Here is a 15,400-nt window from a genome sequence, read left to right as displayed (position 1 = left end):
GAAAAATCCCTGCTAATTACTTCAGCGCTTTTACGACTCGAATGTTGACGGGGAATCCATCCTGTCCAGGCAGTTTCTTCCATCCCACGTACTGAAAAATCGCTTCTTCATCAATGTACTCGCCCCACTCCGCGGCTTTGCCGCCCAACACTGCGACGTTCCGGTTAATGGCGCAGGTGCCATCGTCAGGACCGACGGTGTAGATCACATAAGGTTTGACGTATTTCGCGGCGCGGAAATGTTCGCCGCAACCAGAATCGACTCTGATCATCAACCTCTTCAGGTTCGCTTCACCATCCGCCTCGGCGTGCTGGTCGAGTTCCCCGATTTCGCCGACGTCGATGAAGCCCAGGGAGCGAGCACGTTTGTATGCCGGGGAGGCCTGGTGTTTGATCTGGGCTTGCGCGAGATACTCGTCCACGTCTTTGCTGAGTTCAATTTCGCCCTTGTGCGCGATCTCTTCCGCTATGGGAACGCCGCTCTCACAACGAGCGTATTCGGGGGAGCCAAGGCTTGACGGGGATAGGTAGTAGCGATGGAACTCAAGGGTACTCAGATGCATCTTGATAGCGGGATTAGCTTCTTTGGGCGTCTGGCGCCCGGCCTGCACCTCGGCCACCACCTGCAGAAATTTCTGGCAATCGGAGAGGTAGCCGTCCCAGGCGTATGTCGGGGTTTCACTCGACAGGCCGGCGAGCGCCGGGGTCATCACGACGGCGAAAGTGATTGCGCAGAACAGGCGCGAGACTCGAGTGACAGTGGCCATGTGTAGTCCGTTACAAAGTTGATGAAAGTGGCGCAACGCTACTGTTTTGCCGCCTTGCCGTCCACTGACAGCAAAGGGGACAGACTCTATTTCCTGCTAGTCCCTGCTTATTGAATTGAATCCCGAGTGCCAGGTGCATCTGACGCCTTCGGCTGCCTCTCGTCTAGACTTAATGGGTGGTCGTAGACAGAACCGAGCACGTCGCTTTGGTGCGGATTAATAAAGGGCCGCGTGGCAATCTGACTTTTATGCCCTTACTGAGGTGCGGCGAAGACCGTGCCGGGCACAACAAGATGCCCATTCAGGGTGCCCTGGCCACCGGCCTGAAATTGCCACGATACCGTGACGTGGTGTGAGTGCCGCAGCCGACACTTTCGGACGACCGACAACCTTCTGGTTTGTCCGTGACCGTGAGGATTGCTGAATGCCTGATGAGAGTTTGCACCTGCCTTTGGTCAACAGCCTGCTGGAGCGCCACAAAGGCTCCCCCGGCGCACTGTTGCCCATTCTTCATGATATTCAGGAACGCATCGGTTACATCCCCGATGTGGCCGTCCCCGAGATTGCTCATGCCCTCAACCTGAGTCAGGCCGAGGTTCGCGGGGTGATCAGTTTTTACCATGACTTCCGTACCTCGCCGCCGGCCCGCCATATTCTGCGTTTGTGCCGGGCTGAGTCCTGCAAAAGCCGTGGTGCCGAAGAGTTGGCTGCGCAGTTGCGCGACCGCCTGCAACTGGACGATCACGGCAGCAGCGCCGACGGCAGCATCAGTTTGCGCCCCGTTTATTGCCTCGGCGCCTGCGCCTGTTCGCCGGCTCTGGAATTGGATGGCCGGGTGCATGCGCGGCTTAGCGCTGAGCGTCTCGATGCCTTGCTCGACGCTTGCCGGGAGGACGCGTGATGCCGACTCTTTATTTGCCCTGTGATTCCCTTGCCCGTGCTGTTGGGGCCGATGAAGTCTCCACAGCGCTGATCACTCAGGCCAAGGAACGCAATCTGCCGCTGGAGTTGCAACGCACCAGTTCGCGCGGTTTGTATTGGCTGGAACCGCTGCTGGAAGTGGACAGCCCGCAAGGCCGGATCGGCTTCGGTCCGCTGACCGCAGACGATGTGCCGTCAGTGCTCGATGCGCTGCAAAAAGACGCCAGCCATCCTCTGGCCCTGGGCCTGGTGGAAGAGCTGCCTTATCTGAAATCCCAACAACGCCTGCTGTTCGCCCGCGCCGGTATTACCCGGCCGCTGTCGCTTGACGATTACCGGGCCCACGGCGGTTTCGAAGGCCTGACAAGGGCCGTCGCCATTGGCGGCGAAGAGACCGCAACCGCAGTGTTCGATTCAGGCCTGCGTGGCCGTGGCGGCGCGGCCTTCCCCGCCGGGATCAAATGGCGCACGGTGCGCGCCACTCAGGCGGCGCAGAAATACATTGTGTGCAACGCCGACGAAGGCGATTCCGGCACCTTCGCCGACCGCATGTTGATGGAAGGCGACCCCTTCCTGCTGATCGAAGGCATGGCCATTGCCGGCATTACCGTCGGCGCCACCTTCGGCTACATCTATGTCCGTTCGGAATATCCGGATGCCGTGGCCACCCTGCGTGCAGCGCTGAACATTGCTCGTGAAGCGGGTTACCTCGGCGCTAATGTCGGCGGTAGCGGTCTGGCCTTCGACATGGAAGTACGCGTCGGTGCCGGCGCTTATATCTGCGGTGAAGAAACGGCGCTGCTGGATTCGCTGGAAGGCAAGCGCGGGATCGTCCGCGCCAAACCGCCGATCCCTGCTCTACAAGGACTGTTCGGCCTGCCGACGCTGGTACACAACGTGCTGACGTTGGCCTCGGTGCCGCTGATTCTGGCGAAAGGTGCGCAGTTTTATCGCGACTATGGGATTGGCCGTTCAATGGGCACGATGCCTTTCCAACTGGCGGGCAATATTCGTCACGGCGGCCTGGTGGAACGGGCCTTTGGCCTGACCCTGCGGGAACTGGTGGAAGACTACGGCGGCGGGACCGCCAGTGGTCGGCCGCTGAAGGCCGCGCAGGTCGGCGGCCCGCTCGGCACCTGGGTACCGCCGTCGCAATTCGATACGCCGCTGGATTACGAGGCCTTCGCCGGCATCGGCGCGATGGTCGGTCACGGCGGTGTGGTCGTGGCTGACGACACTTTGGACATGGCCCAAATGGCCCGTTTCGCCATGCAGTTCTGCGCCGAAGAATCCTGTGGCAAATGCACGCCTTGCCGCATCGGCTCGACCCGGGGCGTTGAGGTTATCGACCGGATGCTGGCCGCGCCGGACCAGAGCGATCGCGATGCGCAGGTGATCATCCTCAAGGACCTGTGCGACACGATGCAATACGGTTCGCTGTGCGCCTTGGGCGGCATGGCCCCCTTCCCGGTCACCAGCGCCCTCAAGTATTTCCCCGCCGACTTCGGTCTGCAGCCTTCGGAGGCCGAGCAATGATTACTCTCTTCGACCCGAAAACCGATATCGACCTTGGCACTCCCGCTCGCGAAAGCCAGGTGCAAGTCACCCTGAACATCGACGGTCGCAGCATCAGCGTGCCTGAAGGCACTTCGGTGATGCGCGCCGCTGCGCTGATGGGCACCACCATTCCCAAACTCTGTGCCACCGACAGCCTGGAAGCCTTCGGCTCCTGCCGCATGTGTCTGGTGGAGATCGACGGCATGCGCGGCTATCCCGCGTCCTGCACCACGCCAGTCACGGAAGGCATGACCGTGCATACGCAGACGCCAAAACTTGCAACGCTGCGCCGCAACGTCATGGAACTGTACATCTCCGATCACCCGCTGGACTGCCTGACCTGCTCGGCCAACGGCAACTGCGAGCTGCAAACCGTCGCCGGTCAGGTCGGCCTGCGGGAAGTGCGTTACGGCTATGAAGGCGAAAACCATCTGGAGGACGTGAAAGACACCTCCAACCCTTATTTCGACTACGACCCGAGCAAGTGCATCGTCTGCAACCGCTGCGTGCGCGCCTGCGAAGAAACCCAGGGCACCTTTGCCCTGACCATCACCGGGCGCGGTTTCGAATCCCGCGTGGCCGCTGCTGGTGGCGAGAATTTCCTCGACTCGGAATGCGTGTCTTGCGGCGCCTGTGTGCAGGCCTGCCCTACCGCGACGCTGATGGAAAAAAGCGTGGTCGAACTCGGCCAGCCGGAACGCAGCGTGATCACCACCTGCGCCTATTGCGGCGTGGGCTGTTCGTTCCGCGCCGAGATGAAAGGCGACCAACTGGTGCGCATGGTTCCGGACAAGAACGGTCAGGCCAACCACGGCCACTCTTGCGTCAAAGGGCGCTTTGCCTGGGGCTACGCGACCCACCCGGATCGCATCACCAAACCGATGATTCGCAAGAACATCAGCGACCCATGGCAGGAAGTCAGCTGGGATGAAGCGGTGACCTACGCCGCCAGCGAATTCCGTCGCTTGCAGCAGAAATATGGCCGCGATTCCATTGGTGGCATCACCTCCAGCCGTTGCACCAACGAAGAAACCTATCTGGTGCAAAAACTGGTGCGCGCCGCGTTCGGCAACAACAACGTCGACACCTGTGCGCGGGTTTGTCACTCACCGACCGGGTATGGCTTGAAACAAACCTTGGGCGAGTCCGCCGGCACCCAGAGTTTCGACTCGGTGATGCAGGCCGACGTGATCCTGGTAATGGGCGCCAACCCGAGCGACGCTCACCCGGTGTTCGCTTCGCAACTCAAACGCCGTTTGCGTGAAGGCGCACGGCTGATCGTTATCGACCCACGTCGCATCGATCTGGTGGATTCGGTGCACGCCCGCGCCGAATATCACTTGGCCCTGCGCCCCGGCACCAACGTCGCCATGCTCAACGCGTTGGCCCACACGATCATCACCGAAGGCTTGCAAGACCAGCCCTTTATCGACGCTCGTTGCGAGGGCAATGACTTCGCCCGCTGGAGCGAATTCGTCAGCCGTGCGGAAAACTCGCCGGAAGCCCTTGCCCCTGTCTGCGGGGTCGACGCTGCCGACATCCGCGCCGCCGCCCGCCTGTATGCCACTGGCGGTAACGCCGCGATTTACTACGGCCTGGGCGTCACCGAGCACAGTCAGGGCAGTACGGCGGTGATGGGCATCGCCAACCTGGCCATGGCCACCGGCAACATCGGCCGCGAAGGCGTGGGCGTGAACCCGTTGCGTGGGCAGAACAACGTTCAAGGTTCCTGCGACATGGGTTCCTTCCCCCACGAGTTGCCCGGCTACCGGCACATCTCCAACGAAACGGTCCGCACGCAGTTCGAACAGGCGTGGAACGTCACCCTGCAACCCGATCCGGGCCTGCGGATTCCGAACATGTTCGAGTCTGCGCTGGCCGGCAGCTTCAAGGGCCTGTATTGCCAGGGCGAAGACATCGCCCAGAGCGATCCGAATACCCAGCACGTCACCGCGGCCTTGTCGGCCATGGAGTGCGTGGTGGTGCAGGACATTTTCCTCAACGAAACCGCCAAGTTCGCCCATGTGTTCTTGCCGGGCGCTTCGTTCCTGGAAAAAGACGGCACCTTCACCAACGCCGAGCGCCGTATTTCGCGGGTGCGCAAGGTCATGGACCCTCTGGGCGGCAAGGCCGACTGGGAAGGCACCGTGGCTTTGGCCAACGCCTTGGGCTACCCGATGAACTACAAACATCCATCGGAAATCATGGATGAAATCGCCAGCCTGACGCCGACGTTCACCAACGTCAGCTACGCCGAACTGGACCGCCACGGCAGCCTGCAATGGCCATGCAACGCCGCCGCACCGGACGGCACACCGACCATGCACATCGATCAATTCGTGCGCGGCAAGGGGCGGTTCATGCTCACCGGTTATGTGCCTACCGAGGAGAAGGTCAACAACCGCTATCCGCTGCTGCTGACCACCGGGCGCATCCTCAGCCAGTACAACGTCGGCGCTCAAACCCGGCGTACCGAAAACGTCGCGTGGCACGACGAGGACCGGCTGGAAATCCACCCGACCGACGCCGAAAGCCGTGGCATCAATGAAGGTGACTGGGTGGGCATCGGCAGCCGCGCCGGGCAGACCGTGCTGCGTGCGCGGGTCACCGAACGGGTCGCGCCGGGCGTGGTGTACACCACGTTCCACTTCCCTGAATCGGGGGCCAACGTGATCACCACCGACAACTCCGACTGGGCCACCAACTGTCCGGAGTACAAGGTCACCGCCGTTGAGGTCAGCCGCGTGTACCACCCTTCGGAATGGCAAAAACGCTTCCAGGAGTTCACTGACGAACAGCACCGTTTGCTCAAGGAACGCCGTCAAGGCGCTAAAGCGGAGGTGCGCCGATGAGCATTGCCAATCTGATCAAGATGGTCAACCAGATCGCCCAGTACTTCGCCACCGAACCGGACCGGAAACAGGCCGTGCTCGGTGTGCGTAATCATCTGCAGATGTACTGGACGCCGGGCATGCGCAAGGAGTTGCTGGCCTGGCAGACAGAGCATCAGGGGGCGGATTTGCATCCGTTGGCGCAAGAGGCGGTCAGCGGGGCGGGTTGGGAGGCTTAGATCTAAAAAACGACGAAAAAACCTGTGGGAGCGAGCCTGCTCGCGATGGACGTCAACGATAACGCGGGCTGTCTGGATGCCCGCGTTGTATGGACTTGCATCGCGAGCAGGCTCGCTCCTACAGGGGTTGCGTGTGGTGTTCCGCCTTATTTATCCCCACCGGTCACCCGCACCGCGATCTCAATCGCCCGCACGCTGATCGCCGCAAAGATCGCCGTGAGCAGCACGCCATTGAACCCGAGCAATATTGCCAATATCCGCGAAAGCGGCAACTTCGGCACCAACTCGCCATAGCCGATGGTCAAGCCGGTCACGAAGCCGAAATAGATGCCGTCGAAAGGATCCCAACCTTCCAGGTAGCTGATGATCAGGCCGCACGTGACGATGACGATCAGCATGGTGGAAAGGATGGGCCAGACAACTCGAAGGTAATAGCCGACAGCTTTGTAGAACTCTCGACGGATGTTCGACGTATTTGCAGGCTTCATGTCGTGGGTTTCCTGAGGGCGGCAGGCGGATTGACACTCATCAGCTTGGCACAAGTATTGGAAATCGATGCCGCGTCCCTGGATGTAACGGCTACTCGATCTGAATCGGCCCTTTGGTCCCGGCATCGCTGTCGGTCCAGTAATCCTCATTCTGCAACCGCCGATCGCCCTGAATCGTGAAGGTGAGTTTGCCCTGGCGAAACTGCAGCGTGCCATCGGTGCGCTTGGCGTTTACCCGCTTGCCGTTGACCCAGACCTGCTCCTTGGCATCGATACGAATCGTGGCAACGGTCGCGCCGGCATCGCTCTTGGCGACCCATTGCCCGGCGTAAGGCGTCTGGGTATTTGTGCTGTCCGTCGCGGGGTTGGTGAATCCGGCCTTGGCGTTTTCCGCTTTGCTCTTGTGGATATCGCAGCCCTGAGTCTCGCTGACCTGGGTGCAACCGGATTGCTCAAGTTGTTTGCGGTACTTGTCGTTGATGGCATAGGCCGGGAGTTGCACCAACATCATGGTGGCCAATGCCGGCAGGATGATCCGTTTCATAGGTCCTCTCTTCTGATCAGCGCCTTCCCCAGCGCCCGCGAACTGCATGGATCATTCACTGTAGTCCGAATCCTGTCCCCGGATGCACCGGCAAAACCACCAACGCCGCCAACCCGCCCTTCGTTCGATTCCTCAGTTTCAGCTCGCCGCCGTGCTCCAACACAATCGCCCGTGCAGCCGATAATCCCAACCCTACCCCGCCCGTGCTTTTATTCCGCGACCCTTCCAGGCGAAAGAACGGCACAAACACCTGCTCAAGACTGGCCTGCGGAATTCCCGGGCCACGATCCAGCACGTTGATCCGCACTTCCCCCGCATCAGGCATCAGCTCAATCGCGGGCTCACTGCCGTACTTGATCGCGTTCTCCAGCAGATTGGTCATCACCCGCTTAAGCCCCAACGGCCGCCCGAAATACACCAGCCGTTGCGGTCCACTGAAGGCAATCTCGACACCCTGATCCCGGTAGTCATCCCGCAAGGTTTGCAGCAGTTCCGCCAGATCAAACTGGGTCGCCGGTTCAAGCCGCGCATCGTCCCGAAAGAATTCCAGCGCCGAATTGATCATCGCCTGCATTTCATCCACGTCACGAAACAGCCGCTGCTGTTGCTCGGCATCCTCGATGAATTCGCCGCGCAAACGCATGCGCGTCAACGGTGCGCGCAGGTCGTGGGAGATGGCCGCGAGCATTTGCGTGCGGTCGCGGATGAAGTGTTGCAACTGGGCCTGCATGGCGTTGAAGGCGAGGATCGCCTGGCGGATTTCCTGGGGACCGAGGGGTTCGATGGGTGGGGCGCGGAAATCGATGCCGAAACGTCGGGCACCTTCGGCGAAGCGCTGCAAGGGTGTGGCGAGGCGACGGGTGGCGATCAGTGCGACCAGCGCGGTGGAGATCAGCACCAGCAGGATGACGATCAGGTAACGCGGCGTTTCGTCGAGGCCCCAGCTGCGTGAGGGCGCGGAGAACATCAGCCAGGACGAGTCGGGCAGCTCGATCAGCAACGCGTAATGCGCGTCCGCCGAGGGTTCCGTCCAGTCAGCCGGCTCGTAGGTCTGGATTCGACCTGCGAATTTAAGCAACGGCTGCAAGAGGGTCGAGCCGATTTCGGAATCCAGATCCTCCACCGTCGGCAGGTTGAGCTCACGTCGATCAAGGTGCCAACTGACGGTGAAGCCTTCATCACTGACAGCTTGTGCCAACTGGCTGCGCAGGGGCACCGGGGCAGCCTTGATGACGCGGGTGATGGCGGCCATTTTTTCCAGCAGCCCGGTTTCAGTCAGCGGCGGCCGCGCCCAGACGCCGGCGAGTTGAATGAACAGCCCGTTGAGCGCCAGGGAAATGAGCATGGCCAGGATGATGGTCAGGGCGATCCAGCGCGCCACCGTGTCCCGGCGAATCCGCTTCAGCCAGTTCATCGCCGCGTCACGCTGGGGGTGAAGAGGTAGCCGCCGTTGCGCACGGTGCGAATCATCGCCGGGCGCTTGGTGTCGGATTCGAGTTTGCGTCGCAAGCGGCTGACTTGCACGTCGATGCTACGGTCGAACGCGTCGTGACAATGCCCGCGCGCCAGGTCCAGCAATTGCTCGCGGGTGAGGATGCGTTGCGGGTGTTCGACGAAGACCAGCAACAAATCAAACTCACCGGCCGACAGCGGAATCATCACGTTGTCCGGCGAGCGCAGTTCCCGGCGGGTGACGTCGAGGTGCCAGTCGGCGAAGTCGATCAGCGGCCGTGGACGTTCCTGCGCCAGCGGTCGACGGTCCTCCACGCGGCGCAACACGGCACGCACTCGGGCCAGCAGTTCACGGGCGTCGAAGGGTTTGGTCAGGTAATCGTCGGCGCCGAGTTCGAGGCCGACCACCCGATCACTGAGTTCGCCCATGGCGGTGAGCATGATCACCGGGATCGCGTGGCGGATGCGCAGTTGCTGGCACAGGATCAGCCCGCTGTCGCCGGGCAACATCACGTCGAGAATGATCAGGTCTGGCGCCTGGCGCTCGATGGCCGCCCACAACGACGCGCCGTCGGTGGCGACCTCGACGCTGTAACCGTGCTGGACGAAGAATTTTTTCAGCAGATCGAGGACTTCAAGGTCGTCGTCGACAATTAAAAGGCTGTTCACCGAAGGTCACTTACGGGGCGAATGGAACCGTCATCTAAAACCATTCACGGCAGCGCGTCATATATTTCAATCCTGCAATAAAACGACAGCGGCGCAATAAACCGGACATCTTTGCGCAAGGCTCGGGGCCCAGCATCGCCGCCAATTCCTCCCGAGACTCGCGTCCATGTTGCCTTTCAAATGTGCTCCCTGGCTGGCCCGCAACACCTCGATTGCCGTGCTGGCCGCCGGGTTGGCGGGCTGCAGCAGCCAGCCGTCGTCCAGCGCCGAAGTGAGCTGCGCCGACATCGCCTATTCGGTGTACGACCCGGCGGAACCGCTCAATCGCGGGGTCTTCGCGTTTAACCGGGTGGTGGATGACTACGCCTTGGCGCCGGTCGCTCGCGGCTATCGCCACACGCCGGACTTTTTCCAGACGGGTGTGCATAACTTCGTGGCGAACTTCGGCGAGCCCAAGGTATTTATCAACGACCTGCTGCAAGGCAATCCGATGCGTTCGGTCAATACGCTGGGGCGGTTCGCGCTGAATACCACGGTGGGCGTGGTGGGGTTGGTCGACGTCTCCGGCATGGCCGGCATTCCACGTCATAAAGCCGACTTCGGCCAGACCTTCGGCGTGTGGGGCATCGGCGATGGGCCAATCGTCGAACTGCCGTTGCTCGGCACGTCCAACAGCCGCGATGCGGCCGGGCGTGTGCTGAGTTTCGTGGTCGATCCGTTCGGCGACAACAGCGATACCGTGGACACGCTCTCAACGATCAACACCGTCGGCGACATCGTCGATGGCCGAGCCGAAGTCTTGCCGCTGACCGACAGCCTGCAAAAACTGCCGGACTATTACAGCGCGTTGCGCAACGTGGTCGCCGAGCATCGCGCCGCTTTCGTGGTCGAGGGCAAACAAGGCTCGCCGAAGAACACTCAACCACAATGCACAGGAGCACCGGCCGATGGTTTCTGAAGGCCTGATTCTTCAACACCGCGTGACCCGCGACGACGAGGCGAATCTGCACTGCCGGGAAATCACCCTGCGCCTGTCCGAAGACTGTCGCCAACTGGTGCTCACCCGCTACACCGAACACTACGGCCCGGCGCTGGTGCGTTGGATCGAGCGCAGTCACACGGTGTCGGTGAGCGAGCTGTTTCGCTGGCTGGTCGCCAACGGTGAGGCGGATGTCAGTGAACAGCGATCACTTCCTCCAACACCCGCGCTACGCACTGCACCGCCGCGTCCTCATCGCGGCGTTTATGCCAGGCCAGATGCACCGCAAATCCCTCAACCTCAATCGGCGGTTGCACGGCGTGCAGCGTCTTGGCCATCGGCATCGACAGGCACTCGCTGGGCAACATCGCAATCAGGTCCGAGCCCAACAGCAGATCCGGAACCATGACAAAGCTCGGCACGACGATCCCGACCCGTCGCGCCAGCCCCCTCCCTTTCAACAACTCGTCGAGCGGGCCCCAGGTTGCGCCCCGGCCAGACACCAGCACGTGTGGATAACTCAGCCAGCGGTCGAGATTGAAGTCTGCAATTGCAGGATGCCCGGCGCGCATCGCCACCACGAAATGCTCGTGCAACAGCAGGCGTCGGGTGTAATCCGGTCCGAGGGGCGGGAAGACCGACATGGCCAGATCGCTTTGGCCGCGACTCAAACTTTCCTGAGCCGCTTCGCCGCCCTGCCAGGGTTGAATCACCAGGTCGATACCCGGTGCCAACTCGGCCAGTCGCTGGTGCAACTGTTGCGCGACGATGATCGCCGGGAAGTCGGCCATGACGATGCGCACGGTTTGGCGCAGGGTACTCAGGTCGGAACTGGCAGCGCCGACCAGGGTGCTGACCGAGCCCAGAATCTGCTTCAACGGACCGCGCAAGGCCTGCGCCTTGGGGGTCAGTTGCATGCCGCCCGGTACGCGTTCGAGCAGGCGATCCTGGAACAGATGCCGGCAACGCTCCAGCGCATTGGAGGCCGCCGGTTGCGACAGGCCGACACGCTCGGCGGCGCGGGAGACGTGGGCTTCGTCGAGCAACGCATCGAGCACAGTCAACAGATTGAGGTCCACCGAACGTAGATTCATTGAATCAATACCTAATTAGACAAACCATCCATTGGAGCAATTTATAGCACGCTGGCACGCTGTGGCTCCCTTCACTTGAACCGGGTAATCCCATGAACGACACCACACTGATTATGAGTTTTCACCCGGATCTGGGACGTTCACACGCCAACCGCGCCTTGCTCGATGCCGTGAAGGATCTGCCGGGCGTCTCCATCGTCGATCTGTATGGGCTTTACCCGACCGATGAAGTCGACACCGCCGTGGAGGTGCAGCGCTTGTTGTCGGCAAAGCAGCTGGTGCTGCAATTTCCGGTGCAGTGGTACTCGACGCCGGCGCTGCTGAAAAACTGGCAGGACCGCGTGCTGACGCAGATGTACTACATCGCATATGAAGCGCAGGGTTCCAGGCTTGAGGGCTTGCCGATCATGATTGTGGCGACCGCGGGCAATACGCCCGAGGCCTACAGTGAAACCGGCGTTAACCTGTTTCCCCTTGAGCAATTGTTGCAACCGTTGCGCGCGACTGCGCATCGCCGCCAATGGGCGTGGAGCGAGCCGTTTCTGGTGTATCGGGCCAACAAGCTGCCGGGGTCGGAGTTGAATGTCATCACCACTGAATACCGGGCCAGGATCGAGCAGTTTCAACACAACCCACGACGCTCTTCAGCTCAAAGCCATTGATTTGATATCTTGCACGCCATCGTCTCTCCCGCCCCATGAACAAGGAAGAATCAATGGTACCCCTCGGCATTTTGGTGTTCCTCGCTGCATCAGCGGGGATATGGCATTGGATCGTGAGGAATCGTGGCAGCGTCAATCTGTGGCTGGCCAACCTGGCAGGTGTCCTGGCCAGTTTCCTTGTGGGTGTGGTCGTGCTGGTCTTTATGGCCCCCGAACAGGCTGGAACACGGGGCCCGACGTATTTTCTTTATTCGTTGATGGCGTTCATCGGGGTGTTCATCGGGACGTGGCTCTTCGTCATCGCCCGATTCAAGGAAGGCGAACATCCGGTCGGCCGTCATTTTATCGCCGGGGCCTGCAGTGTGGTGGCGACATTTTTCACGCTGTTGCTGTGGGTAACGACCTTCCCCCCCAAGTAAACGTTACCCCAGGCAATTGATGAAGTTCAGGCAGAGGTCTGCGTTATCATCGCCGGCCTGTGCGCTAAGAGTCTTGAACCCGGATGTCCGAATCACTGCCACTGCCTGACAACTGCACCCCACTGCCACCGGTTCTGGTCGGGCCGCTGTTGCGGCGCCTGGAGCCTTCACGGCTGGTGCTGTGGCTCGTGGGCACCCGGGCGTTGTCGCTGACGTTGCGCCTGCAAGATGTTGGCGACATCCGCCTCGACGCCGGGCAATGCACGATCATTCCCGTCGGTACCCATGCCTTCATTCACTTGATCGATGTGCCGCTCGACAACGCCCTGCCCTGCGACACGTTGATCGAGTACGACCTGTTGATTGATGACGCGATGACGGGCATCGCCGAATGGGCGCCGCATCTGTTGTATGGCGAAGCACGCTGCCCGAATTTTGTTTTGCGCTCGCGGATCGACCAACTGCTGCATGGCTCCTGCCGCAAACCTCATCACCCCGCCGCCGACGGCTTGCTTTGTGTCGATCATTTGCTGGCCTCGGAACATAAGGCCACTGAGCGCCCTGCGTTGCTGATGATGAGTGGCGACCAGGTGTACGCCGACGATGTCGCCGGGCCGATGTTGCGGGCCATTCATGCCTTGATCGCACGGCTGGGATTGTTCGGCGAACACCTCGAAGGCGCCGTGGTCAGCGACAGCGCCAAGCTCTATGAGCATGCGGCCAGCTACTACCACCGTGCGGATTTGTTACCGGCGCTGCAAAGCAATGAAACCCTGCGCGAGCGATTTTTCGGCGGGGCGCGCAAGCCGATTTTCACCAGCAGCAGTGCCGACAATCATCTGGTGACCTTTGCCGAAGTCATGGCCATGTACCTGCTGGTGTGGTCGCCGACACCCTGGACGCTGATCGCGCCCAAACCGCCGAAGTTGATTCCCGAACGGCGCGAGCGTTATGCGCTGGAGCAGACGCGCATCGATACCTTCAAGACTGGCCTGGGCGGTGTCGCACGGGCCTTCGCGCATCTGCCGTGCCTGATGATCTTCGACGACCACGATATTACCGATGACTGGAATCTTTCCGCGCAATGGGAGGAAACGGCCTACGGCCACCCGTTCTCCAAGCGCATCATCGGCAACGCGCTGATTGCTTACATGCTGTGCCAGGGCTGGGGCAACAACCCGGATGCATTCGGCGCCGTGCTGGCGAAGACCGATGGTTTCAGCGCGACCGGGGAAGACGGCTATCTCGACAGCCCGGTGCAGGACGCCTTGATCGATGAGCTGCTGAAGTTTCAGCACTGGCATTACGTGCTGCCCACCAGCCCCGCGATGGTGGTGCTCGACACCCGCACCCGGCGCTGGCGCAGCGAGATGACACTCAAGCAACCCTCGGGTCTATTGGACTGGGAAGCCCTCTGCGAACTGCAACAGGAACTGCTGGATCACCCGTCGGCAATCATCGTTTCGCCCGCGCCGGTGTTCGGTGTGAAGCTGATCGAAACCGTGCAACGGGTGTTCAGCTGGTTCGGTTATCCCTTGCTGGTGGACGCCGAAAACTGGATGGCCCATCGCGGTGCGGCGCAGGTGATCCTGAACATTTTCCGACACTCGCGTACACCGGGTAACTACGTGGTGCTGTCAGGCGATGTGCATTATTCCTTCGTCTACGAAGTGCTGATCCGACACCGCAAGGCGGGCCCGAGGATCTGGCAGATCACCAGCAGCGGCATCAAGAACGAATTTCCGCCGACGCTGCTGGAATGGTTCGACCGGCTCAACCGCTGGCTCTATTCGCCGCGCTCACCGCTGAACTGGCTGACCAAACGTCGACGGATGCGCATCGTGCCGCATGTTCCGGAGCATGCCGAGGCGGGTGAACGGTTGTGGAATTCGGCGGGGATCGGGCAGGTGTTCTTTAATGAAAAAGGACAGCCGCAGGCGATTTACCAGCACAACTCGGATGGCTCGCCGAAGACGCGGATGGTGGCGCCTGAGACTGAAGACTGAAGACTGAAGACTGAGGGCGAGAGACCGAGTTGTCTGCATCGCGAGCAAGCTTGCTCCTACAGTAGATCGTGGTGATTTATGGATCTCATCCGAACGCTGATCATCGGCAACTCCGGTTCCGGCAAAAGCTGGCTGGCCGAGCGATTGGCCAGCCAACTGCAAATACCGTGGGTTGATCTGGACGCGATTCAGTGGCTGTCCGACGAACACAGCATCGCCCGCCCCCGCGCCGAAGCCCTGGGCATGGCGCGGATCGCAGCAGATGAAGAGCGCTGGGTGATCGAAGGTGTCTACGGCTGGATCGCCAGCGAACTTATCCACAGGGCAACGGCGTTGATCTGGCTGTGTATTGACGATGAGGAATGCGTCGCCAATATTCGTCTGCGTGAAGCGAATCGGGATGAGCAGGACGAGAGTCTGATCGCCTTGCTCGATTGGGCCGGCAGTTATCGCGCTCGCGAATGTTCCAGTGGGCTTGCCGCGCATCGGCAGTTGTTCGAAGGGTTCGCCGGTTCAAAAATCAAACTGATGAATCGCTCCGAGATCACGGCATTCGTGAATACCCGGAAAAGGGATGGCTTTTAAATCGGATAGGGATTACATCGATCACGGAAACGTCTTTTGATCAGCCGATGCACACTGAGCGTCTATCAAGTGCGGAGGGATACATGCGAACCATCCAGGAATCTCGCAAACACTATGTGGGGAACGTTTCGGCCGACGCCGATGCAGACGATGAAACCACCTATCTTTTGAACTCGAAAGCCAACGCG

The 15,400-nt window shown here is 60.8% G+C and carries 15 protein-coding genes; 9 read left to right on the top strand and 6 right to left on the bottom strand.

From position 1 onward, the window contains the following. Window positions 1-16: 16 nt before the first annotated feature. Complete coding sequence (locus IB254_RS27165; RefSeq protein ID WP_192420482.1) at window positions 17-766, bottom strand: hypothetical protein; 750 nt, start codon at window positions 764-766, stop codon at window positions 17-19. Between the two features lie 424 nt (window positions 767-1,190). On the opposite strand from IB254_RS27165, the gene IB254_RS27160 reads away from it, so the two are divergent. Genes IB254_RS27160 through IB254_RS27145 form a run of 4 tightly spaced genes read left to right on the top strand, consistent with a single transcriptional unit; the run spans window position 1,191 to window position 6,314 of the window. Next, on the top strand, window positions 1,191-1,667 hold the full coding sequence (locus IB254_RS27160) for a formate dehydrogenase subunit gamma (RefSeq protein ID WP_192420480.1): 477 nt from the start codon (window positions 1,191-1,193) through the stop codon (window positions 1,665-1,667). Then, window positions 1,667-3,223: a formate dehydrogenase beta subunit gene (locus tag IB254_RS27155; RefSeq protein WP_192420478.1), complete on the top strand. Its 1,557-nt coding sequence runs from the start codon at window positions 1,667-1,669 to the stop codon at window positions 3,221-3,223. The genes IB254_RS27160 and IB254_RS27155 overlap by 1 nt, the downstream gene beginning before the upstream one ends. After that, entirely contained in the window at window positions 3,220-6,096 is a 2,877-nt protein-coding gene (fdhF, locus tag IB254_RS27150) for a formate dehydrogenase subunit alpha (RefSeq protein WP_008036617.1), read from the top strand. Before IB254_RS27155 ends, fdhF begins: the two co-directional genes overlap by 4 nt. After that, the gene (locus IB254_RS27145; RefSeq protein WP_192420476.1) at window positions 6,093-6,314 is read left to right on the top strand and encodes a formate dehydrogenase subunit delta; all 222 of its coding nucleotides are present in this window, start codon (window positions 6,093-6,095) and stop codon (window positions 6,312-6,314) included. Before fdhF ends, IB254_RS27145 begins: the two co-directional genes overlap by 4 nt. A 146-nt stretch (window positions 6,315-6,460) precedes the next feature. On the opposite strand, the gene IB254_RS27140 is transcribed toward IB254_RS27145, so the two are convergent. The 4 genes from IB254_RS27140 to IB254_RS27125 all read right to left on the bottom strand — a co-directional run bounded on the left by IB254_RS27140 (window position 6,461) and on the right by IB254_RS27125 (window position 9,467). Beyond that, window positions 6,461-6,802 carry a potassium channel family protein gene (locus IB254_RS27140; protein ID WP_192420474.1) on the bottom strand — a complete coding sequence of 114 codons (342 nt, stop codon included), beginning with the start codon at window positions 6,800-6,802 and terminating at the stop codon, window positions 6,461-6,463. A gap of 91 nt (window positions 6,803-6,893) precedes the next feature. Next, the gene (locus IB254_RS27135; protein WP_192420472.1) at window positions 6,894-7,346 is read right to left on the bottom strand and encodes a hypothetical protein; all 453 of its coding nucleotides are present in this window, start codon (window positions 7,344-7,346) and stop codon (window positions 6,894-6,896) included. A gap of 55 nt (window positions 7,347-7,401) precedes the next feature. After that, entirely contained in the window at window positions 7,402-8,760 is a 1,359-nt protein-coding gene (locus IB254_RS27130) for an ATP-binding protein (RefSeq protein ID WP_192420470.1), read from the bottom strand. Continuing rightward, window positions 8,757-9,467 (bottom strand): response regulator, encoded by a 711-nt coding sequence (locus IB254_RS27125; protein WP_008025454.1) that lies wholly within the window; start codon window positions 9,465-9,467, stop codon window positions 8,757-8,759. The genes IB254_RS27130 and IB254_RS27125 overlap by 4 nt, the downstream gene beginning before the upstream one ends. A gap of 166 nt (window positions 9,468-9,633) precedes the next feature. On the opposite strand from IB254_RS27125, the gene IB254_RS27120 reads away from it, so the two are divergent. Further along, on the top strand, window positions 9,634-10,425 hold the full coding sequence (locus IB254_RS27120; protein WP_192420468.1) for a VacJ family lipoprotein: 792 nt from the start codon (window positions 9,634-9,636) through the stop codon (window positions 10,423-10,425). Between the two features lie 215 nt (window positions 10,426-10,640). Here the strand turns inward: IB254_RS27120 and IB254_RS27115 are convergent, their stop codons facing one another. After that, window positions 10,641-11,540 carry a LysR family transcriptional regulator gene (locus IB254_RS27115; RefSeq protein WP_192420466.1) on the bottom strand — a complete coding sequence of 300 codons (900 nt, stop codon included), beginning with the start codon at window positions 11,538-11,540 and terminating at the stop codon, window positions 10,641-10,643. A gap of 92 nt (window positions 11,541-11,632) precedes the next feature. On the opposite strand from IB254_RS27115, the gene IB254_RS27110 reads away from it, so the two are divergent. From IB254_RS27110 to IB254_RS27095, 4 genes are all read left to right on the top strand, one after another. Continuing rightward, entirely contained in the window at window positions 11,633-12,202 is a 570-nt protein-coding gene (locus IB254_RS27110) for an NAD(P)H-dependent oxidoreductase (protein WP_192420464.1), read from the top strand. A gap of 35 nt (window positions 12,203-12,237) precedes the next feature. After that, window positions 12,238-12,621 (top strand): hypothetical protein, encoded by a 384-nt coding sequence (locus tag IB254_RS27105; protein WP_225602519.1) that lies wholly within the window; start codon window positions 12,238-12,240, stop codon window positions 12,619-12,621. Window positions 12,622-12,704: 83 nt separating this feature from the next. Continuing rightward, window positions 12,705-14,627, top strand: a complete 1,923-nt coding sequence (locus IB254_RS27100) for an alkaline phosphatase D family protein (protein ID WP_192420462.1) — start codon at window positions 12,705-12,707, stop codon at window positions 14,625-14,627. A gap of 78 nt (window positions 14,628-14,705) precedes the next feature. After that, on the top strand, window positions 14,706-15,212 hold the full coding sequence (locus IB254_RS27095) for an adenylate kinase (RefSeq protein WP_192420460.1): 507 nt from the start codon (window positions 14,706-14,708) through the stop codon (window positions 15,210-15,212). Window positions 15,213-15,400: the final 188 nt, after the last annotated feature.

Source organism: Pseudomonas sp. PDM03, assembly GCF_014852385.1.
In the GTDB taxonomy this organism is placed as follows: domain Bacteria; phylum Pseudomonadota; class Gammaproteobacteria; order Pseudomonadales; family Pseudomonadaceae; genus Aquipseudomonas; species Aquipseudomonas migulae.
Note: the sequence above shows the minus strand (reverse complement) of the source record. Positions and strands in the feature narration are given on the sequence as shown.

Excerpts from the sequence above, each read along its gene's own strand:
- IB254_RS27165 (WP_192420482.1), bottom strand. The coding sequence starts at position 766 with ATGGCCACTGTCACTCGAGTCTCGCGCCTGTTCTGCGCAATCACTTTC.
- IB254_RS27160 (WP_192420480.1), top strand. The coding sequence starts at position 1,191 with ATGCCTGATGAGAGTTTGCACCTGCCTTTGGTCAACAGCCTGCTGGAG.
- IB254_RS27155 (WP_192420478.1), top strand. The coding sequence starts at position 1,667 with ATGCCGACTCTTTATTTGCCCTGTGATTCCCTTGCCCGTGCTGTTGGG.
- fdhF (WP_008036617.1), top strand. The coding sequence starts at position 3,220 with ATGATTACTCTCTTCGACCCGAAAACCGATATCGACCTTGGCACTCCC.
- IB254_RS27145 (WP_192420476.1), top strand. The coding sequence starts at position 6,093 with ATGAGCATTGCCAATCTGATCAAGATGGTCAACCAGATCGCCCAGTAC.
- IB254_RS27140 (WP_192420474.1), bottom strand. The coding sequence starts at position 6,802 with ATGAAGCCTGCAAATACGTCGAACATCCGTCGAGAGTTCTACAAAGCT.
- IB254_RS27135 (WP_192420472.1), bottom strand. The coding sequence starts at position 7,346 with ATGAAACGGATCATCCTGCCGGCATTGGCCACCATGATGTTGGTGCAA.
- IB254_RS27130 (WP_192420470.1), bottom strand. The coding sequence starts at position 8,760 with ATGAACTGGCTGAAGCGGATTCGCCGGGACACGGTGGCGCGCTGGATC.
- IB254_RS27120 (WP_192420468.1), top strand. The coding sequence starts at position 9,634 with ATGTTGCCTTTCAAATGTGCTCCCTGGCTGGCCCGCAACACCTCGATT.
- IB254_RS27115 (WP_192420466.1), bottom strand. The coding sequence starts at position 11,540 with ATGAATCTACGTTCGGTGGACCTCAATCTGTTGACTGTGCTCGATGCG.
- IB254_RS27110 (WP_192420464.1), top strand. The coding sequence starts at position 11,633 with ATGAACGACACCACACTGATTATGAGTTTTCACCCGGATCTGGGACGT.
- IB254_RS27105 (WP_225602519.1), top strand. The coding sequence starts at position 12,238 with ATGAACAAGGAAGAATCAATGGTACCCCTCGGCATTTTGGTGTTCCTC.
- IB254_RS27100 (WP_192420462.1), top strand. The coding sequence starts at position 12,705 with ATGTCCGAATCACTGCCACTGCCTGACAACTGCACCCCACTGCCACCG.
- IB254_RS27095 (WP_192420460.1), top strand. The coding sequence starts at position 14,706 with ATGGATCTCATCCGAACGCTGATCATCGGCAACTCCGGTTCCGGCAAA.